Source organism: Okibacterium endophyticum (assembly GCF_054780075.1).
In genome coordinates this window covers 48,280-65,161 of record NZ_BAAGXA010000010.1, presented here as the reverse complement: position 1 = coordinate 65,161, position 16,882 = coordinate 48,280, and the positions used below count along the sequence as shown (strand labels likewise).

Below are 16,882 nucleotides of genomic sequence, written 5' to 3'. Positions count from 1 at the left end.
CGAGCCTCCTCGTATCCGGCCGCGGCAGCCGCGTCATCTCACACACTAGCGCTGGGGCTTCACGGCTCCCTCAACAACCCCTCATTGAGGCTCGCGGTCAGCTCGCTGTCGACCGCGACGGGGGTGTCGTCCAGCTGCGTGACCGGCGCGGCGAGCCGAACGCTCGAGACGAGCCAGATCGCATCCGCTTCGCGCAGCTTCTCGATCGCAAGCGCCTCATAGGCTGTCTCATAGCCGAGCCGCGCCGCCACGCCGAAGAGCGCTCGCTGTGTGGTCCCGGCGAGAATCCCGAGATCCGTGCCGGGAGTGACCAGTCTCTGCCCGAACCGGGCGATGACGCTCGACGTCGGACCCTCCAAGACGAAGCCGTCCGTCGAGACGAGCACCGCGTCATCCGCCCCCAGACGCCTGGCCTCCCTCAACACGGCCATGTTCACCGCATAGGACAGCGTCTTCGCCCCGGTGAGCAGCCAGGGTGCCGTCTCTGCGACGTCGCTGCGCATCCCCCGGTCCAGTGTGACCACGCGGATGCCTGTGCGGCGCTCAGGAAAGTCGCTTCTGGCAGCCGTCACCGTGAGCCAGCAGGTGTTCGCCCCCGCACCGTCGACGCCCCTCGTGATGACGAGCCTCATGCTCGCCTGCGCGGTTGCCGGTGACGACGCCGCGAATGCGTTCTCGGCTTCAGAGACGGCGTGCCGCCACTGGTCGAGGTGCGGCTCGTCCAGATCGAGTTTCGCCGCGGACTGCGCGAGCCTGGCGAGGTGGGCCTCGACGCCTCGCGCCCGGCCATCGATCACCCCCAGGGTCTCGAACACTCCGTCACCGCGCGCGGGGCCGTTGTCGAACACGCTGAGAGCAGGCTGATCTGGGTCGATCCGGCGCAGCCTGGACTCCATCTCGTCGCGGCTCACATGCCGATGTGCCGCCAGCGGGTCGATCAGGTACACGATGCTCATGTCTCGACTGTACGGCGCGGGCACAACGCCTGCTACGCGATCGGTGCCGGTGTGACTCCGAACGGAGCAAGCCCCGCCGCTCCTCCGTCTTCGGCTGTGAGCACCCAGAGGCCGTCCTTGTGCACGGCCACGCTGTGCTCCCAGTGAGCGGCGGCCTGTGAGTCGCTCGTCGCAACCGTCCAGCCGTCGTCGCGCACATACGTGTCGGTGTCACCGAGCACCACCATGGGCTCGATCGCCACAACGAGACCTGGCTTGACGTCGGGACCCTTCTGCCTCACACGGAAGTTGAAAACAGGAGGGGCCTCGTGCATCGATCGTCCGATGCCGTGACCGACATAGTCGGTCAGGATGCCGTAACGGTGCCCCGAACGCGCACCGGCGTCCTCAACGTGGCCCTGAACGGCCTCACCGACCTCATTGAGGTGGCGCGCTCTGGCCAGCCGTGCGATTCCCGCCCACATCGAGCCCTCGGTGACCTCAGAGAGCCGACGCCGCTCGGCGACGAGCTCCGGCCGAGACGGATCGGGCAGCACGACCGTCACTGCGGCGTCCCCGTTCCAGCCGCCGATGATCGCACCGCTGTCGACAGAGACGATATCCCCGGGCTCGAGGCGCCTGTCGCTCGGGATGCCGTGGACGACGTCGTCATTCACCGACGCGCAGATGGTATGCCTGTAACCGGGTTCCAGCTTGAAGTTCGAGGCTCCTCCCCTGGCGACGATCGCGGCCTCTGCCGCCCGGTCGATCTCGAGTGTGGTTGCGCCGACGGCTATCGCGTCGCGCGCGGCGGCGAGGGACGCAGCAGTGGCGAGTCCGGGTGCCACCATCAGGCGCAACGCCGATGGGCTCTTGTAGATCGACTTTCGCAACATCACGTCACACCCGGCGGTCGATTCCCGTGGTGACGAGTGCGTCACGAATGCGTCGGCTCACCTCGTCCACAGTGCCGAGTCCGTTCACCTCGATCACCAGACCGCGTTCGCGATACAGGGCGATCACCGGTTCGGTCTGCTCGAGATAGACATCCTGTCGGTGCCGGATCACCTCTTCGGTGTCGTCGACCCTCCCCTGCTCTGCTGCGCGCTTCAACAGGCGTGCGACGACGTCGTCGGGATCGGCGACGAGCTGGATCACCGCGTCGATCGCCGTGCCGTCTTCGCCGAGTATCCTGTCGAGCTCCGCGACCTGCTCGGTTGTTCGCGGATACCCGTCGAGCAGGAACCCGTGTGTGGCGTCGTGCTGCTTCAGCCGTTCACGCACGATCTCGTTCGTCAGGGAATCCGGCACATATCCACCGCTGGAGACGATCTCGTCCACCTGCTTGCCGAGTTCGGTCTGTGCGGCGATGTTCTCCCGAAAGATGTCACCGGTCGAGATCGCCGGGATTCCGAGCCAGTCGGCCAAGACGGCTGCCTGGGTGCCCTTGCCCGCTCCTGGCGGGCCGACGATGAGCAGGCGTGTGCCGTGCCCTGCCGTCATCGCAGGAGTCCCTCGTAGTGCCGTTGCTGAAGCTGAGAGTCGATCTGTTTCACGGTCTCGAGCCCGACACCCACGATGATGAGGATCGATGCGCCGCCGAACGGGAAGTTCTGGTTCGCGTCGACCGTCGCAAGGGCGACGAGCGGGATGAGGGCGACGATACCGAGGTACAGCGAACCGGGAAGGGTGATCCTCGTGAGCACATAGTCCAGGTACTCGGCCGTCGGACGCCCGGCGCGGATGCCCGGGATGAACCCGCCGTACTTCTTCATGTTGTCCGCGACCTCTTCCGGGTTGAAGGTGATGGCGACATAGAAGTAGGTGAAACCGACGATGAGAAGGAAGTAGACGAGCATGTACAGCGGGTGGTCCCCGCTCGTGAGGTACGTGGTGATCCAGACCACCCAGGCAGCGGGCTCTTCACCCGCTGCAGGCTGGTTGAACTGCGCGATGAGAGCGGGCAGGTACAGCAGCGACGACGCGAAGATCACGGGGATCACCCCCGCCATGTTCACCTTGATCGGGATGTAGGTGTTGTTGCCGCCGAACGTTCGTCTGCCGACCATACGCTTTGCGTACTGCACGGGAATGCGACGCTGTGACTGCTCGACGAAGACGACAGCCATCATGATGACGAGGCCGAGCGCGATCACGAGGAGCATCAGCTCGAAACCGCGTGCCTGTCCGATCGCCCAGACAGACGATGGGAACGTCGCGGCGATCGAGATGAAGATGAGCAGCGACATGCCGTTGCCGATGCCGCGCTCGGTGATGAGCTCACCCATCCACATGATGAGCCCGGTGCCCGCCGTCATGGTGATCACCATAAGCAGCACCGCATACCAGGCGTCGTTCGTCAGCAGCTGGCTGCACTCCGCGCTCGCGTTCGTGCCGAAGAGCGCGCCGCTCCTGGCAACGGTGATGAGGGTGGTGGACTGAAGCACACCGAGGAAGATCGTCAGGTAACGGGTGTACTGCGTCAGCTTGCTCTGACCCGCCTGGCCCTCTTTGTGCAGGGTCTCGAAGTGCGGGATCACCACTCGGAGCAGCTGTGTGATGATCGAGGCCGTGATGTACGGCATGATCCCGAGCGCGAAGATGGACAGCTGCAGGAGCGCGCCGCCCGAGAACAGGTTCACGAGCTCGTAGAGCCCGGATGTTCCCTGGTTCTGCTCGAGACAGGACTGCACGTTGCCGAAGTCGACGAACGGCGCCGGAACAAAGGATCCGAGCCGATAGATGGCAATGATGCCCAGAGTGAAGCCGATCTTCCGACGAAGATCTGGTGTGCGGAAGATCCGCGCTACGGCGCTAAACAAAAACGGCCTCCTGGTTTCGAGCGAACGGGTGCTGCTCGTCTTGCCGGTAACGGGCCCGAGAATCGAGAGGCCCAGCAATCGAATCTACTCGATTACTGGGCCTATCGAACAATCGGTTTTCACTCAATCGTGTGTGAAGTCGAACCGGTGCGACGTCCTACTACTTTACCGAGCCGCCTGCGGCGAGGATTTTCTCCTCCGCCGAGCCAGACACTTTGTCGACAGAGACGTTGAGCTTCACGGCGATATCGCCGTTCCCCAGCACCTTGACCGGCTCGTTCTTGCGAACGGCGCCCTTGGCGACGAGGTCAGAGATCGTGACGTCTCCGCCTGCCGGGTACAGCTCGGCAAGCTTCTCGAGGTTCACAACCTGGTACTCGACACGGAACGGGTTCTTGAACCCCCGCAGTTTCGGTGTGCGCATGTGCAGCGGAAGCTGGCCGCCCTGGAAGCCGGGCTTCACCTGGTAGCGGGCCTTCGTTCCCTTGGTGCCACGGCCCGCCGTCTTGCCCTTCGAACCCTCACCACGACCCACGCGGGTCCTGGCCTTCTTCGAGCCTTCTGCCGGGCGCAGGTGGTGCACCTTCAGAACCTGGGCGCGGGGGGCGACCTCTTCAGCGGCCTTCTTGGCAGCGGGACGCTTTGCGGCAGGCTTCTTCCCGGCCGGAGCGGTGTCTGCGGAGGCCTTCGCGGCGTCCGCCTTCTTCGCGGCAGGCTTCGACGCGGCAGCAGGAGCCTTCGCGGTGCCTGCCTTCGGCGTGTCCGCTTTTTTGGCGGCCGGTTTCTTCGGAGCCGTGGCGGTCTCCTCGGTGACGTCTTTCTTCTCGTCAGCCATTAGTCGATCTCCTCAACCTTTACGAGGTGAGCAACAGTGTTGACGTAGCCACGGTTCTGCGAGTTGTCCTCACGGACGACCACATCGCCGATGCGCTTGAGTCCCAGGCTGCGCAACGTGTCGCGCTGGTACTGCTTCTCACTAATTTTGGACTTGATCTGCGTGACCTTGAGACGTGCGGCCATCAGGCACCTACCTTTGCGCTCGCCGCAGCTTTCGCGGCGGCCTGTGCTTCGACCTGCAGAAGCTTGGCCGGGGCGATCTCGTCGTACTCCTTGCCGCGACGAGCGGCAACGGCACGGGGCTCTTCCAGCATCTGAAGTGCTTCAACCGTCGCATGCACGATGTTGATCGTGTTCGACGAACCGAGCGACTTGCTCAGCACGTCGTGGATGCCTGCGCACTCGAGCACGGCACGCACCGGGCCACCCGCGATGACACCGGTACCGGCGGCTGCCGGACGCAGCAGCACAACACCGGCCGCGGCCTCACCCTGCACGGGGTGGGGAATCGTCGAGCCGACGCGCGGAACGCGGAAGAAGTTCTTCTTCGCCTCTTCGACGCCCTTCGAGATCGCGAGCGGAACTTCGCGGGCCTTGCCGTAGCCGACACCGACCATGCCGTTGCCGTCACCGACGACGACGAGTGCGGTGAAGCTGAACCGACGTCCGCCCTTCACGACCTTCGACACACGGTTGATGGTGACGACGCGCTCCAGGAACTGGCTCTTGTCGGCGTCACGGCCACCGCGGTCACGGCCACCCTGGTTGCGGTCACGACCGCCACGACGACCGTCGCGCGCGTCACGACCGGTGCGCGGCTCTGAGCCGGCAGCGGTTTCGACCGGCTTCTCAGCCACGGTCTGGTCTTCGGCAGCGGTCACGCCCTGCTCCTTGGTTTCTTCGCTCACAGGTTCAATCCACCCTCTCGAGCCCCATCGGCAACAGCCGCGACGCGCCCGGCGTAACGGTTGCCGCCACGGTCAAATACAACTTCTTCGATGCCTGCGGTCTTGGCGCGCTCTGCGACAAGCTCGCCGACCTTCTTGGCCTTCGCGGTCTTGTCGCCGTCGAACGAACGCAGGTCCGTTTCGAGGGTCGATGCCGACGCAAGGGTGAACCCCTTGGCGTCATCAACGACCTGCACAAAAACGTGGCGGGCGGAACGGGTCACAACGAGACGCGGCCGAGCGGCCGTTCCCTCGATCTTCTTGCGGAGGCGCGCGTGACGACGGTCACGGGCAGCCGACTTTGACTTTACGGCCATGGTTACTTACCAGCCTTTCCGGCCTTGCGGCGAACAACCTCGCCGGCGTACCGCACACCCTTGCCCTTATACGGCTCAGGCTTGCGGATCTTGCGAATGTTGGCGGCAACCTCGCCGACGGCTTGCTTGTCGATTCCAGACACGGTCAGCTTGTTGTTGCCCTCGACCGTGAAGGTGATGCCGGCGGGCGGCTCGACCGTGACGGGGTGAGAGAAACCGAGGGCGAACTCGATGGAGTTGCCCTTCTGCTGCACGCGGTATCCGGTGCCGACGACTTCGAGGCCCTTTGTGTAGCCCTGAGTGACGCCGATGATCTGGTTGGCGATGAGTGTGCGGGTCAGGCCGTGGAGCGAGCGCGACTCGCGCTCGTCGTCTGGACGGGTAACGAGCACCTGTCCGTCTTCGACCGTGACCTCGATCGGGTTCGCAACGGTGAGAGCGAGCTCACCCTTCGGTCCCTTGACGGCAACGGCACTGCCGTCGACGTTTACGCTGACCCCCGCGGGGATCTCGATGGGAAGTCTTCCAATACGCGACATTCTTGGCTACCACACGTAGGCGAGGACTTCGCCGCCTACGCCCTTCTTCTCGGCCTGGCGGTCTGTGAGAAGACCTGAGGAGGTGGACAGGATGGCGACGCCGAGGCCGCCGAGAACCTTGGGCAGTTCGTTGCTCTTCGCATAGACGCGAAGGCCGGGCTTCGACACGCGCTTGATGCCCACAATGGAGCGTTCGCGGTTCGGACCGAACTTGAGGTTGAGCGTGAGGGTCTGTCCGACGCGTGCGTCTGAGACTTCCCACCCGGCGATGTAGCCCTCGCTCGTGAGGATGTCGGCGATGTGCGACTTGAGCTTCGAGTGCGGCATCGACACGGTGTCGTGGTGCGCCGAGTTCGCGTTGCGCAGTCTGGTCAGCATGTCTGCGACCGGATCTGTCATTGTCATGTGATGTTCCTTTGGTCACCAGGTTTCGGCATCCGTTACACGAATGACGACCTGTGGTGGTTGGGACGGGCGGTTGCGCGTCCCCATAAAGACTGGAATCAGTCCGAAGACGGCCCCTTCAGCGCAATCGCCAGGCGACGGCTGAAGAAACCGAACTCTCTACCTGAGGCGTTTTCTGCCTGGAAAGGGCCCTTCGGCGCGGGCGCGGGGCGCCCTTGCTCTGGAACCGAACTCCCTATATTAGGCATTTTCCGCCTGGAAAGGGAATCCGAGCTGCCTGAGCAGCGCGCGACCCTCTTCGTCGGTCTTCGCTGTGGTCACGACCGTGATGTCCATACCGCGGACGCGGTCGATCTTGTCTTGGTTGATCTCGTGGAAAACCGCCTGCTCGGTGAGACCGAACGTGTAGTTTCCGTTTCCGTCGAACTGCTTCGGCGAGAGGCCGCGGAAGTCGCGGATGCGAGGCAGCGCAAGCGACAGCAGTCGGTCGAGGAACTCCCACATGCGGTCACCGCGCAGAGTGACGTGGGCGCCGATCGGCTGCCCTTCACGCAGCTTGAACTGCGCGATCGACTTGCGCGCCTTGGTGACCTGCGGCTTCTGACCGGTGATCTGGGTCAGGTCTGCGACCGCACCGTCGATCACCTTGCTGTCACGAGCCGCTTCACCGACACCCATGTTCACAACGATCTTGGTGAGCGTCGGAATCTGGTGCACATTGGTGAAGCCGAGTTCGCTCTTCAGGTTCTCTGAGATCTCGCTCTTGTACTTCTGCTTCAGGCGAGGCTGGATCTTGCCAGCCGTCGCAGCAGTGGTGTCGGTCATTACAGGTCCTTACCTGAGCTCTTGGCGTAGCGAACACGGACCGTCTTGCTGACGCCGTCTTTCGTCACGTTCTCGGTGCGGTGACCCACTCGGGTCGGCTTCTTGGTCTCGGGGTCGACGAGTGCGACGTTCGAGATGTGGATCGACGCCTCGTGGGTCTCGATGCCACCGGTCTTCGTGCCGCGCTGGGTCTGGCCCTGGCGCACGTGCTTGGTGACGTAGTTGACCCCCTCGACGATGACACGGTTCCTCTCGACGAGGACCTCGATCACGCGCCCCTGCTTGCCGCGGTAACCACCGCGGGCCTGTGAGGGGCCCGAGATGACCTGAACCAGGTCGCCCTTCTTGATCTTTGCCATGACTAGATAACCTCCGGCGCCAGCGAGACGATCTTCATGAACTTCTTGTCGCGGAGTTCGCGACCGACCGGTCCGAAGATACGGGTGCCGCGGGGGTCACCGTCGTTCTTCAAGATCACTGCGGCGTTCTCATCGAACTTGATGTACGACCCGTCGACACGACGGGTCTCCTTCTTGGTGCGAACGATGACAGCCTTGACGACGTCACCCTTCTTCACGTTGCCGCCGGGGATCGCATCCTTGACCGTCGCGACGATGGTGTCACCCAGCCCGGCGTAACGCCGGCCTGATCCGCCGAGCACCCGAATGGTGAGCAGCTCTTTCGCCCCGGTGTTGTCGGCGACCTTGAGCCTGGATTCCTGCTGAATCACTTCTTACTCCTTCTCCACAGCAGACCGCGAACGGTCTACTTGGCCTTCTCGAGAATCTCGACCAGGCGCCAGCGCTTTGTCGCGCTCAGGGGGCGGGTCTCGCTGATCACAACGAGGTCGCCGATGCCGGCTGCGTTCTGCTCATCGTGAACCTTCACCTTGGTGGTGCGGCGGATGACCTTGCCGTACAACGGGTGCTTCACGCGGTCTTCGACCTCGACGACGATGGTCTTGTCCATCCTGTCGCTCGTGACGTAGCCACGACGGGTCTTGCGGTAACCACGGACGACAGCAGGTGCCTGTGCCGCGGCCTCGGTTGCTGCGCTTGTTGGAGCGTCAGTCTTAGCCATGCCTAGGCCTCCTTCGTCTCTGCATCGGCGGTCTCGGCGTCAGCTGACGCCGCGTCGGCCTTCTTGCTCTTCTTCTTGCTCGCCTTCGACTGCGGCTCGAGCGGAGCCGGGGTCGCACGGATACCGAGCTCGCGCTCGCGGATCACCGTGTAGATACGGGCGATGTCGCGCTTCACGGCACGCAGGCGGCCGTGTGTCTCGAGCTGGCCTGTGGCCGACTGGAAGCGCAGGTTGAACAGCTCTTCCTTGGCCTTGCGCAGCTCGTCGACGAGACGCTCGTCTTCAAATGTGTCGAGCTCAGTGGGGGTGAGCTCCTTGGAACCGATCGCCATTATGCGTCGCCCTCCTCGCGCTTGATGATGCGTGCCTTGAGGGGCAGCTTGTGGATTGCACGGGTCAGGGCTTCGCGAGCGAGTTCTTCGCTCACACCGGCGACCTCGAAGAGGACGCGACCCGGCTTGACGTTTGCGACCCACCACTCCGGCGAGCCCTTACCGGAACCCATACGGGTTTCAGCGGGCTTCTTGGTGAGCGGGCGGTCGGGGTAGATGTTGATCCACACCTTTCCACCACGCTTGATGTGACGTGTCATGGCGATACGAGCGGACTCGATCTGACGGTTCGTCACGTAAGCGGGGGTGAGTGCTTGGATGCCGTACTCACCGAAGGCGACCCTGGTGCCACCTGTGGCCTGGCCGGTGCGGACGGGACGGTGCTGCTTGCGGTGCTTTACTCGACGGGGAATCAACATGATCAGCCTTCAGCTCCTACGGTGGCGGGCTGCTCGGCGCGCGGTGCGCGGCGGCGGTCGCCGTCACGGCGCTCGGGGCGAGACGACTTCTGGTTCGCCTGCTCGCGAGCGAGTTCTTTGTTGGTGATGTCACCCTTGTAGATCCAGACCTTCACGCCGATGCGGCCGAAGGTGGTCTTCGCTTCGTAGAAGCCGTAGTCGATGTTCGCACGGAGGGTGTGCAGCGGCACCCGGCCCTCGCGGTAGAACTCCGAGCGGCTCATCTCAGCGCCGCCGAGGCGGCCAGAGACCTGGATGCGAACACCCTTCGCACCGGCGCGCTGTGCGCCCTGCAGGCCCTTGCGCATCGCGCGGCGGAAGGCCACGCGGGCGGAGAGCTGCTCGGCGATGCCCTGTGCGACAAGCTGGGCATCCTGCTCGGGGTTCTTGACCTCGAGGATGTTCAGCTGGATCTGCTTGCCGGTCAGCTTCTCGAGATCGGTGCGAATACGCTCCGCCTCTGCTCCGCGACGACCGATGACGATGCCGGGCCGGGCCGTGTGGATGTCGACCCGCACACGGTCGCGTGTGCGCTCGATCTCGATGCGCGAAACACCTGCGCGGTCAAGCGAGGTCGCGAGCAGCTTGCGGATCTTGACGTCTTCGGCCACGTAGTCGCTGTAACGCTGTCCTGGCTTCGTGCTGTCTGAGAACCACCGCGACACGTGGTCGGTCGTGATGCCGAGACGGAAGCCGTACGGGTTTACTTTCTGACCCATTACTTCGTACCCTCCTCTGGAGTGGCGAGCACAACAGTGATGTGGCTGGTGCGCTTGTTGATGCGGAATGCGCGACCCTGGGCACGCGGCTGGAATCGCTTGAGGGTTGTTCCCTCGTCGACGAAGGCGCGCGAGACGTACAGGTCCTGGTCGTCGAGGAACAGGTTGTCCTTGTCTGCCTTGACGCGGGCATTCGCCATGGCCGAGGCCACCAGCTTGTACACCGGCTCCGACGCGCCCTGCGGTGCGAACTTCAGAATGGCCAGCGCTTCCTGCGCCTGCTTGCCGCGGATCAGGTTGACAACGCGACGAGCCTTCTGGGGGGTAACGCGGATGTGTCGCACACGTGCGATTGACTCCACCATTTCTTCTCCTCCTTATCGCCGCCGCTTAGCGGCGACGGCCCTTCTTGTCGTCCTTCACATGGCCGCGGAAGGTGCGCGTTGGCGCGAACTCTCCGAGCTTGTGCCCGACCATCGTCTCGGTGACGAACACCGGGATGTGCTTGCGACCGTCGTGCACCGCGATGGTGTGCCCCAGCATCGCCGGGACGATCATCGAACGGCGCGACCAGGTCTTGATCACGTTCTTGCTGTTGGCCTCGTTCGCTGTAACGACCTTGCGGAGCAGGTGGTCGTCAACGAAGGGGCCCTTCTTGAGACTGCGTGGCATCTTCTCTAACTCCTACTAGCGCTTCTTGCCGGTCGTCCGGCGACGAACGATGAGCTTGTCGCTTTCCTTGTTGGGGTGACGCGTGCGGCCTTCTTTCTGGCCCCACGGGCTGACCGGGTGACGTCCACCTGAGGTCTTGCCCTCACCACCACCGTGCGGGTGGTCGACGGGGTTCATCGCGACGCCTCGAACTGTCGGGCGTACGCCCTTCCAGCGCTTGCGGCCGGCCTTGCCCCAGTTGATGTTCGACTGCTCGGCGTTGCCGACCTCGCCGATCGTGGCACGGCATCGCGCGTCGACGTTGCGGATCTCGCCCGACGGCATCCTCAGCTGGGCGTATGGGCCGTCCTTGGCGACGAGACGCACCGATGAACCGGCGGAACGAGCGATCTTCGCTCCCCCGCCCGGCTTCAGCTCGATGGCGTGCACAACGGTACCGGTCGGGATGTTCTTGAGCGGCAGGTTGTTGCCCGGCTTGATGTCGGCGCTCGACCCCGACTCGACGATGTCACCCTGCTTGAGCTTCTCCGGGGCCAGGATGTAACGCTTGGTCCCGTCGACGAAGTGCAGCAGCGCGATGCGAGCCGTGCGGTTGGGGTCGTACTCGATGTGCGCGACCTTGGCGTTCACGCCGTCTTTGTCATTGCGACGGAAGTCGATGACGCGGTACTGGCGCTTGTGGCCACCACCGATGTGGCGGGTCGTGATGCGGCCCTGGTTGTTGCGGCCACCGGACTTCGAGAGCGGACGCAGCAGCGACTTCTCCGGAGTGGAACGGGTGATCTCGGCGAAATCAGCGACGCTGGATCCGCGACGACCGGGGGTCGTGGGCTTGTACTTGCGAATAGCCATAGTGTTTTCCTCTGCTCCTAGCCGACAGCCGTGAAGATGTCGATGGAACCGGACTTCAGGCTCACGATCGCGCGTTTGGTGTCTTTGCGCTTGCCCATGCCGAAGCGTGTGCGACGTGTCTTGCCCTGGCGGTTGAGTGTGTTGACGTGCGCGACCTTGACGTCGAAGATCTTCTCGATGGCGAGCTTGATCTCGGTTTTGTTCGCACGGGTGTCGACGATGAACGTGTATTTGCCCTCGTCGATCAGGCCGTAGCTCTTCTCAGAGACGACCGGCGCGATGATGATGTCGCGCGGGTCCTTGTAGTCGTTGCCACTCATTCTGTGACTCCAATCGGTTCCTGCGCTTCGACAGGCTCAGAGGCCGACCGAAGGGCTTTCTTCGCCGTGGTCTTCGAGGCGACGAAGGCTTCGAACGCAGCCTGGGTGAAGACGATGTCGTCAGAGACGAGCACGTCATACGCGTTGAGCTGGTCCGGGCTGATCACGTGAACCGTCGGGATGTTCCTGACAGCCAGGTAGCCGCGCTCGTCGTCGCGCTCGAGAACAACGAGCACGTGCTTCGAGGACGCGATGCCGGCGAGGTATTCGATGGCCGCCTTCGTCATCCGCTCTTCAGCGATGGCGAGCGTCTGCACAACGTGCAGGCGGTCGCCGCGTGCCCGGTCAGAGAGAGCGCCGAGCAGTGCCGCGGCGATCATCTTCTTGGGTGTGCGCTGCGCGTAGCTGCGGGGAACCGGTCCGTGGACGATTCCACCGCCGGTCATCTGGGGTGCGCGGATGGACCCCTGACGGGCGCGGCCCGTGCCCTTCTGCTTGAACGGCTTGCGTCCGGCTCCGGACACCTCGCCGCGACGCTTTGTCTTGTGTGTGCCCTGGCGAGCTGCCGCGAGCTGCGCGACAACCACCTGGTGGATCAGCGGGACGTTGGTCTGTACGTCGAACACCTCTGCGGGAAGGTCGACAGAGCCGGCCTTCTTGCCCGTGGGGTCGAGAACGTCGAGTTTGGTAGCCATGACTAGGCTCCCTTCACTGCGTTGCGAACGAATACGATGCGGCCGCGTGCGCCTGGCACGGCGCCCTTGACGAGCAGCAGGCCCTTTTCTGCGTCGACCGCGTGGACGTGCAGGTTGAGCACGGTGACGCGCTCCCCACCCATCCGGCCGGCCATGCGGTGACCCTTGAAGACACGGCTCGGCGTCGCCGATGCGCCGATGGAGCCGGGCTTGCGGTGGTTGCGGTGCGAACCGTGTGATGCCGAGACGCCCTTGAAGTTGTGGCGCTTCATCACACCGGCGAAGCCCTTGCCCTTCGACGTTCCGACGACATCCACCTTCTGGCCTGCCTCGAAGACACCGTCGACGGAGAGCTCCTGACCGAGTGAGTAGTCAGCGGCGTCTGCCGTGCGGATCTCCGTCAGGTGGCGGCGAGGTGTGACGCCTGCCTTCTCGAACTGGCCCGCGTCGGGCTTGTTCACCTTGCGGGGGTCGATCTGGCCGTAGGCGATCTGAACGGCGTTGTACCCGTCGACCTCTGGTGTGCGGATCTGTGTCACAACGTTCGGGGTGATCTGGATCACGGTGACGGGGACGAGCTTGTTGTTCTCGTCCCATACCTGGGTCATGCCGAGCTTGGTGCCGAGCAGACCTTTGCTGGTCTTATTCTGCGTAGACATGGTTTCTCTCGTCCCTATCCAGCTCAGAGCTTGATCTCGATGTTGACGTCGGCCGGCAGGTCGAGACGCATAAGCGAGTCGACAGCCTTCGGCGTCGGGTCAACGATGTCGATCAGGCGCTTGTGCGTGCGCATTTCGAAGTGCTCGCGGCTGTCCTTGTACTTGTGGGGCGAACGGATGACGGCCACCACGTTCTTCTCCGTCGGGAGGGGCACGGGTCCGACGACCGTAGCGCCCGCGCGGGTCACTGTGTCGACGATCTTGCGCGCCGAGGTGTCGATGACCTCGTGGTCATACGACTTAAGTCGAATGCGGATCTTCTGTCCCGCCATTGTGTGACTCACTCTCTGTCTTGCGTCTTACGAATCACTTCGCATTGGACGCGCTTCTTAGCGTTGCCGCTTGGCACTACCTGCTGAAAGCACCACTGTTCTACTGTCAAGCCCGTTCCACGCTTTCGCCCGGCACGGGTTCCCTCGACTTCTTCGCCCTCTCGGACGACAGACAGGGATCACCCACGTCTAGGAGAATGTCGATTAAGGAGTTGTTCTGCTGCCCGCGGCCTAGGTTGACTTGCCCGGACTCTGTGACCTGTCAGACTCGACCTATGCACTGCCTGGCAGTGATCCGAACGCCGCGCACGCGCAGCCGCTCGAAATGTTGAACTAGAAGAGTCTGACAGAAAAGTCCCCTATGTGCAACCCGGGCGTGTCGCGCTTCCTCGTCAGCCCCTCGCCTCCCTTCGCACCCCTCTGTGTGACCTTTCCGGACCTAGGTGACCGCTGTAACGCGCACCTAGGTCCGGAAAGGCCCCATAGGGATGGGCCAGACGCATCACCGTCGGCGGCGCGGGCGACGCACAAGGGGAAGACCAGCGTCGAGGAGCATGTCACGTAGCTCGACAGGGTTGCGCAGTTCCTCGATACCCCACCGCGTAACCGTGCTGCCGGCGCTGCGCAGGCTGTCCTCGCGGCGTTTCTCTGCACGCACTACTTCTCCGGGAGTTCGCCCGTGCAGGTACTCCTCTTTGAGATACTTCGCCGCGCCGTCGAACTCCCCGATGTGCCGATATCGCGGCCACTCGAAATCCGTCTCGAAATAGCTTCCGGCGGGCGACGGATGCCTGACCTGCAGATCGGGCTCCGGAAACCCGATCTCGTCGATGACAATGCGGCTGATGCTCTCGCCCACCGAACCCGAGCGACCGTCCGCGAACTCTATGACCGCCCGGGCACGCACGACCCCCGATGCGTCTGGCACCGGCCCGAGCTCCTGGAGCACCTGCTGCTTTGTCACCCGCTGCGCGTCGTGTGCCCGCCCCGGGCTCAAGGCGAAATCCAACATCACGACCGCCACACGAAAGGATGCCGTACGCGCGACATCCGCGAGAGTGCGCGCCGGAGTGGTCACCAGCACCCCGTCTACTCTCACAACGGATTCATCACCAACCGTGCGCCGACGAACGCGCACGGAATTTCGACTTCGCCGGTTCGAGTCCGGCGGCTCCGTGATGTCCACGACCTTCGGCCAACCTCCAAACATCGGATATCTGTGCACTGCAGCTGCCGAGAGGTGCGACACCACCACCTCGCTTCGACGAGTTGCGACAACGGCGAGAATAGATGCGAGATAGCGCTGATCGTCGTCGACCGCTCGCCACTTCTCTGTCGGCACATCGGCATAGGCGCCCCGACGGAGGCGCTCGATCTGTCCGGAAGCCCAACGACGCCGCAACTCGCGCTCATCTGCCGGCAGGAGGAACTCGGCTGGAAAGTCAAGGCCGAAGCGAAGAAGACGCGAACCGTTCACATGTCGATATTCGCGTACGCGTGAACCGTTCGTTCCGTGGCACGAGATCTGTGGACAGTCATCCGTTCGCCATTGACGTGTGGACAAACTCGATCGAGGCGCGCCGGTCGGCTCAGGCGCGCCGGTCGGCTCAGGCGCGCCGGTCGGCTCAGGCGCGCCGGTCGGCTCAGGCGCGCTGGTCGGCTCAGGCGCTCTCTGTGGCCGTTCCGGACAGAGGTGCGCGTTGCAGCGGCCACCCCGGTCCGGAAAGGTCACAGAGAGCGGGCGCACGGCCGTGGTGCCCGGGAAACGCCGAAGGGGGCCGGGCCGAAGCCCGACCCCCTTCAGGGATCGTATGCAGTCGAGACTGCCCGAACGATGTTACTTGAGGACCTTGGTGACGGTACCGGCACCGACGGTGCGGCCACCCTCGCGGATCGCGAAGCCGAGGCCTTCTTCCATGGCGATGGGCTGAATCAGCTCAACCGTCATCTCGGTCGTGTCGCCGGGCATAACCATCTCGGTGCCCTCTGGCAGCGTGATGACGCCGGTGACGTCGGTGGTGCGGAAGTAGAACTGCGGGCGGTAGTTCGCGTAGAACGGGTTGTGACGGCCACCCTCGTCCTTCGAGAGGATGTAGGCGGTTCCCTCGAAGTTGGTGTGAGGGGTCACAGAACCCGGCTTGACGACGACCTGGCCGCGCTCCACGTCTTCGCGCTTGGTACCGCGAAGCAGCAGACCACAGTTCTCGCCTGCCCACGCCTCGTCGAGCTGCTTGTGGAACATCTCGATACCGGTGACCGTGGTCTTCTGCGTCGGGCGGATGCCGACGATCTCGACCTCGGAGTTGATGGCGAGGGTTCCACGCTCGGCGCGGCCGGTGACGACGGTTCCACGACCGGTGATCGTGAAGACGTCTTCAACGGGCATAAGGAACGGCTTGTCCTTGTCACGCACCGGGTCGGGGATCGAGTTGTCGACGGCTTCCATCAGCTCGACGATCGAGTTGACCCACTTCTCGTCACCCTCGAGAGCCTTGAGACCGGAGACCTGGATGACGGGAGCGTTGTCGCCGTCGAAGTCCTGACTGGAGAGGAGCTCACGCACCTCGAGCTCGACGAGCTCGAGGATCTCTTCGTCATCGACCATGTCGGCCTTGTTCAGGGCGACGAGCAGGTACGGAACGCCGACCTGCTTGGCGAGGAGCACGTGTTCACGCGTCTGAGCCATCGGGCCGTCGGTGGCGGCGACCACGAGGATCGCGCCGTCCATCTGCGCGGCACCGGTGATCATGTTCTTGATGTAGTCAGCGTGCCCAGGGGCGTCAACGTGCGCGTAGTGGCGCTTCGGAGTCTCGTACTCGACGTGCGAGATGTTGATCGTGATACCGCGCTGGCGCTCTTCGGGAGCCGAGTCGATCGACGCGAAGTCGCGCCGAACGTTGACTGCCGAGGGGTACTTGTCAGCAAGCACCTTCGAGATCGCTGCGGTGAGGGTGGTCTTGCCGTGGTCGACGTGACCGATCGTTCCGATGTTGACGTGCGGCTTGGTCCGCTCGAACTTGGCCTTAGCCACTGTGGGTCCTCCTCAGGACTCTCGTGTAGCTACCCCGGGCACTGGATTGCGACCGGATTACTACGGGGATTTGTGTACTTATGTTACTAGGGTGCCACCGGCGAT

26 protein-coding genes are annotated in these 16,882 nt (G+C 63.7%); all 26 read right to left on the bottom strand.

Annotated features, from left to right (window positions below; all coding sequences use genetic code 11):
- Positions 1-59: 59 nt before the first annotated feature.
- Positions 60-956, bottom strand: coding sequence for an aminodeoxychorismate lyase (locus tag ACYVF5_RS13545; protein ID WP_460947277.1), 897 nt, complete (start codon positions 954-956; stop codon positions 60-62).
- Between the two features lie 32 nt (positions 957-988).
- On the bottom strand, positions 989-1,831 hold the full coding sequence (map, locus tag ACYVF5_RS13540; RefSeq protein ID WP_460947275.1) for a type I methionyl aminopeptidase: 843 nt from the start codon (positions 1,829-1,831) through the stop codon (positions 989-991).
- Between the two features lie 4 nt (positions 1,832-1,835).
- Complete coding sequence (locus ACYVF5_RS13535) at positions 1,836-2,438, bottom strand: adenylate kinase (RefSeq protein WP_460947273.1); 603 nt, start codon at positions 2,436-2,438, stop codon at positions 1,836-1,838.
- Positions 2,435-3,757, bottom strand: coding sequence for a preprotein translocase subunit SecY (gene secY, locus ACYVF5_RS13530; RefSeq protein WP_460947271.1), 1,323 nt, complete (start codon positions 3,755-3,757; stop codon positions 2,435-2,437). The genes ACYVF5_RS13535 and secY overlap by 4 nt, the downstream gene beginning before the upstream one ends.
- 160 nt (positions 3,758-3,917) lie before the next feature.
- Positions 3,918-4,592: a 50S ribosomal protein L15 gene (gene rplO, locus ACYVF5_RS13525; protein WP_460947269.1), complete on the bottom strand. Its 675-nt coding sequence runs from the start codon at positions 4,590-4,592 to the stop codon at positions 3,918-3,920.
- The gene (gene rpmD, locus ACYVF5_RS13520) at positions 4,592-4,777 is read right to left on the bottom strand and encodes a 50S ribosomal protein L30 (RefSeq protein WP_460947267.1); all 186 of its coding nucleotides are present in this window, start codon (positions 4,775-4,777) and stop codon (positions 4,592-4,594) included. Before rpmD ends, rplO begins: the two co-directional genes overlap by 1 nt.
- Entirely contained in the window at positions 4,777-5,451 is a 675-nt protein-coding gene (gene rpsE, locus ACYVF5_RS13515) for a 30S ribosomal protein S5 (RefSeq protein ID WP_460947349.1), read from the bottom strand. The genes rpmD and rpsE overlap by 1 nt, the downstream gene beginning before the upstream one ends.
- 47 nt (positions 5,452-5,498) lie before the next feature.
- On the bottom strand, positions 5,499-5,858 hold the full coding sequence (gene rplR, locus ACYVF5_RS13510; protein ID WP_460947265.1) for a 50S ribosomal protein L18: 360 nt from the start codon (positions 5,856-5,858) through the stop codon (positions 5,499-5,501).
- 2 nt (positions 5,859-5,860) lie between these two features.
- Positions 5,861-6,397 (bottom strand): 50S ribosomal protein L6, encoded by a 537-nt coding sequence (gene rplF, locus ACYVF5_RS13505; RefSeq protein ID WP_460947263.1) that lies wholly within the window; start codon positions 6,395-6,397, stop codon positions 5,861-5,863.
- A 6-nt stretch (positions 6,398-6,403) separates the two neighbouring features.
- On the bottom strand, positions 6,404-6,802 hold the full coding sequence (gene rpsH, locus ACYVF5_RS13500; protein WP_460947261.1) for a 30S ribosomal protein S8: 399 nt from the start codon (positions 6,800-6,802) through the stop codon (positions 6,404-6,406).
- A gap of 240 nt (positions 6,803-7,042) precedes the next feature.
- Positions 7,043-7,627: a 50S ribosomal protein L5 gene (gene rplE, locus ACYVF5_RS13495; RefSeq protein ID WP_460947259.1), complete on the bottom strand. Its 585-nt coding sequence runs from the start codon at positions 7,625-7,627 to the stop codon at positions 7,043-7,045.
- Positions 7,627-7,986: a 50S ribosomal protein L24 gene (rplX, locus tag ACYVF5_RS13490; RefSeq protein ID WP_460947257.1), complete on the bottom strand. Its 360-nt coding sequence runs from the start codon at positions 7,984-7,986 to the stop codon at positions 7,627-7,629. The genes rplE and rplX overlap by 1 nt, the downstream gene beginning before the upstream one ends.
- Positions 7,987-7,988: 2 nt before the next feature.
- On the bottom strand, positions 7,989-8,357 hold the full coding sequence (gene rplN / locus ACYVF5_RS13485; RefSeq protein ID WP_460947255.1) for a 50S ribosomal protein L14: 369 nt from the start codon (positions 8,355-8,357) through the stop codon (positions 7,989-7,991).
- A 35-nt stretch (positions 8,358-8,392) separates the two neighbouring features.
- The gene (gene rpsQ / locus ACYVF5_RS13480; RefSeq protein ID WP_460947253.1) at positions 8,393-8,707 is read right to left on the bottom strand and encodes a 30S ribosomal protein S17; all 315 of its coding nucleotides are present in this window, start codon (positions 8,705-8,707) and stop codon (positions 8,393-8,395) included.
- Between the two features lie 2 nt (positions 8,708-8,709).
- On the bottom strand, positions 8,710-9,039 hold the full coding sequence (gene rpmC / locus ACYVF5_RS13475; protein WP_460947251.1) for a 50S ribosomal protein L29: 330 nt from the start codon (positions 9,037-9,039) through the stop codon (positions 8,710-8,712).
- Complete coding sequence (gene rplP, locus ACYVF5_RS13470) at positions 9,039-9,458, bottom strand: 50S ribosomal protein L16 (RefSeq protein WP_460947249.1); 420 nt, start codon at positions 9,456-9,458, stop codon at positions 9,039-9,041. Before rplP ends, rpmC begins: the two co-directional genes overlap by 1 nt.
- Before the next feature lie 2 nt (positions 9,459-9,460).
- Positions 9,461-10,216, bottom strand: coding sequence for a 30S ribosomal protein S3 (rpsC, locus tag ACYVF5_RS13465; protein ID WP_460947247.1), 756 nt, complete (start codon positions 10,214-10,216; stop codon positions 9,461-9,463).
- A complete protein-coding gene (gene rplV / locus ACYVF5_RS13460) occupies positions 10,216-10,581 on the bottom strand; it encodes a 50S ribosomal protein L22 (protein ID WP_460947245.1) in 366 nt (121 codons plus the stop codon). The genes rpsC and rplV overlap by 1 nt, the downstream gene beginning before the upstream one ends.
- A gap of 25 nt (positions 10,582-10,606) precedes the next feature.
- Positions 10,607-10,888, bottom strand: coding sequence for a 30S ribosomal protein S19 (gene rpsS, locus ACYVF5_RS13455; protein ID WP_157157198.1), 282 nt, complete (start codon positions 10,886-10,888; stop codon positions 10,607-10,609).
- 15 nt (positions 10,889-10,903) lie between these two features.
- Positions 10,904-11,740 carry a 50S ribosomal protein L2 gene (gene rplB, locus ACYVF5_RS13450; RefSeq protein ID WP_460947243.1) on the bottom strand — a complete coding sequence of 279 codons (837 nt, stop codon included), beginning with the start codon at positions 11,738-11,740 and terminating at the stop codon, positions 10,904-10,906.
- A 17-nt stretch (positions 11,741-11,757) separates the two neighbouring features.
- On the bottom strand, positions 11,758-12,060 hold the full coding sequence (gene rplW / locus ACYVF5_RS13445; protein ID WP_460947241.1) for a 50S ribosomal protein L23: 303 nt from the start codon (positions 12,058-12,060) through the stop codon (positions 11,758-11,760).
- On the bottom strand, positions 12,057-12,755 hold the full coding sequence (rplD, locus tag ACYVF5_RS13440) for a 50S ribosomal protein L4 (RefSeq protein WP_460947239.1): 699 nt from the start codon (positions 12,753-12,755) through the stop codon (positions 12,057-12,059). The genes rplW and rplD overlap by 4 nt, the downstream gene beginning before the upstream one ends.
- A 2-nt stretch (positions 12,756-12,757) precedes the next feature.
- Positions 12,758-13,414, bottom strand: coding sequence for a 50S ribosomal protein L3 (gene rplC / locus ACYVF5_RS13435; RefSeq protein ID WP_460947237.1), 657 nt, complete (start codon positions 13,412-13,414; stop codon positions 12,758-12,760).
- Between the two features lie 23 nt (positions 13,415-13,437).
- Positions 13,438-13,746, bottom strand: coding sequence for a 30S ribosomal protein S10 (gene rpsJ / locus ACYVF5_RS13430; RefSeq protein WP_085018734.1), 309 nt, complete (start codon positions 13,744-13,746; stop codon positions 13,438-13,440).
- Between the two features lie 502 nt (positions 13,747-14,248).
- Positions 14,249-14,845, bottom strand: coding sequence for a hypothetical protein (locus tag ACYVF5_RS13425; protein WP_460947234.1), 597 nt, complete (start codon positions 14,843-14,845; stop codon positions 14,249-14,251).
- 738 nt (positions 14,846-15,583) lie between these two features.
- Positions 15,584-16,777, bottom strand: a complete 1,194-nt coding sequence (gene tuf, locus ACYVF5_RS13420) for an elongation factor Tu (protein ID WP_460947232.1) — start codon at positions 16,775-16,777, stop codon at positions 15,584-15,586.
- Positions 16,778-16,882: the final 105 nt, after the last annotated feature.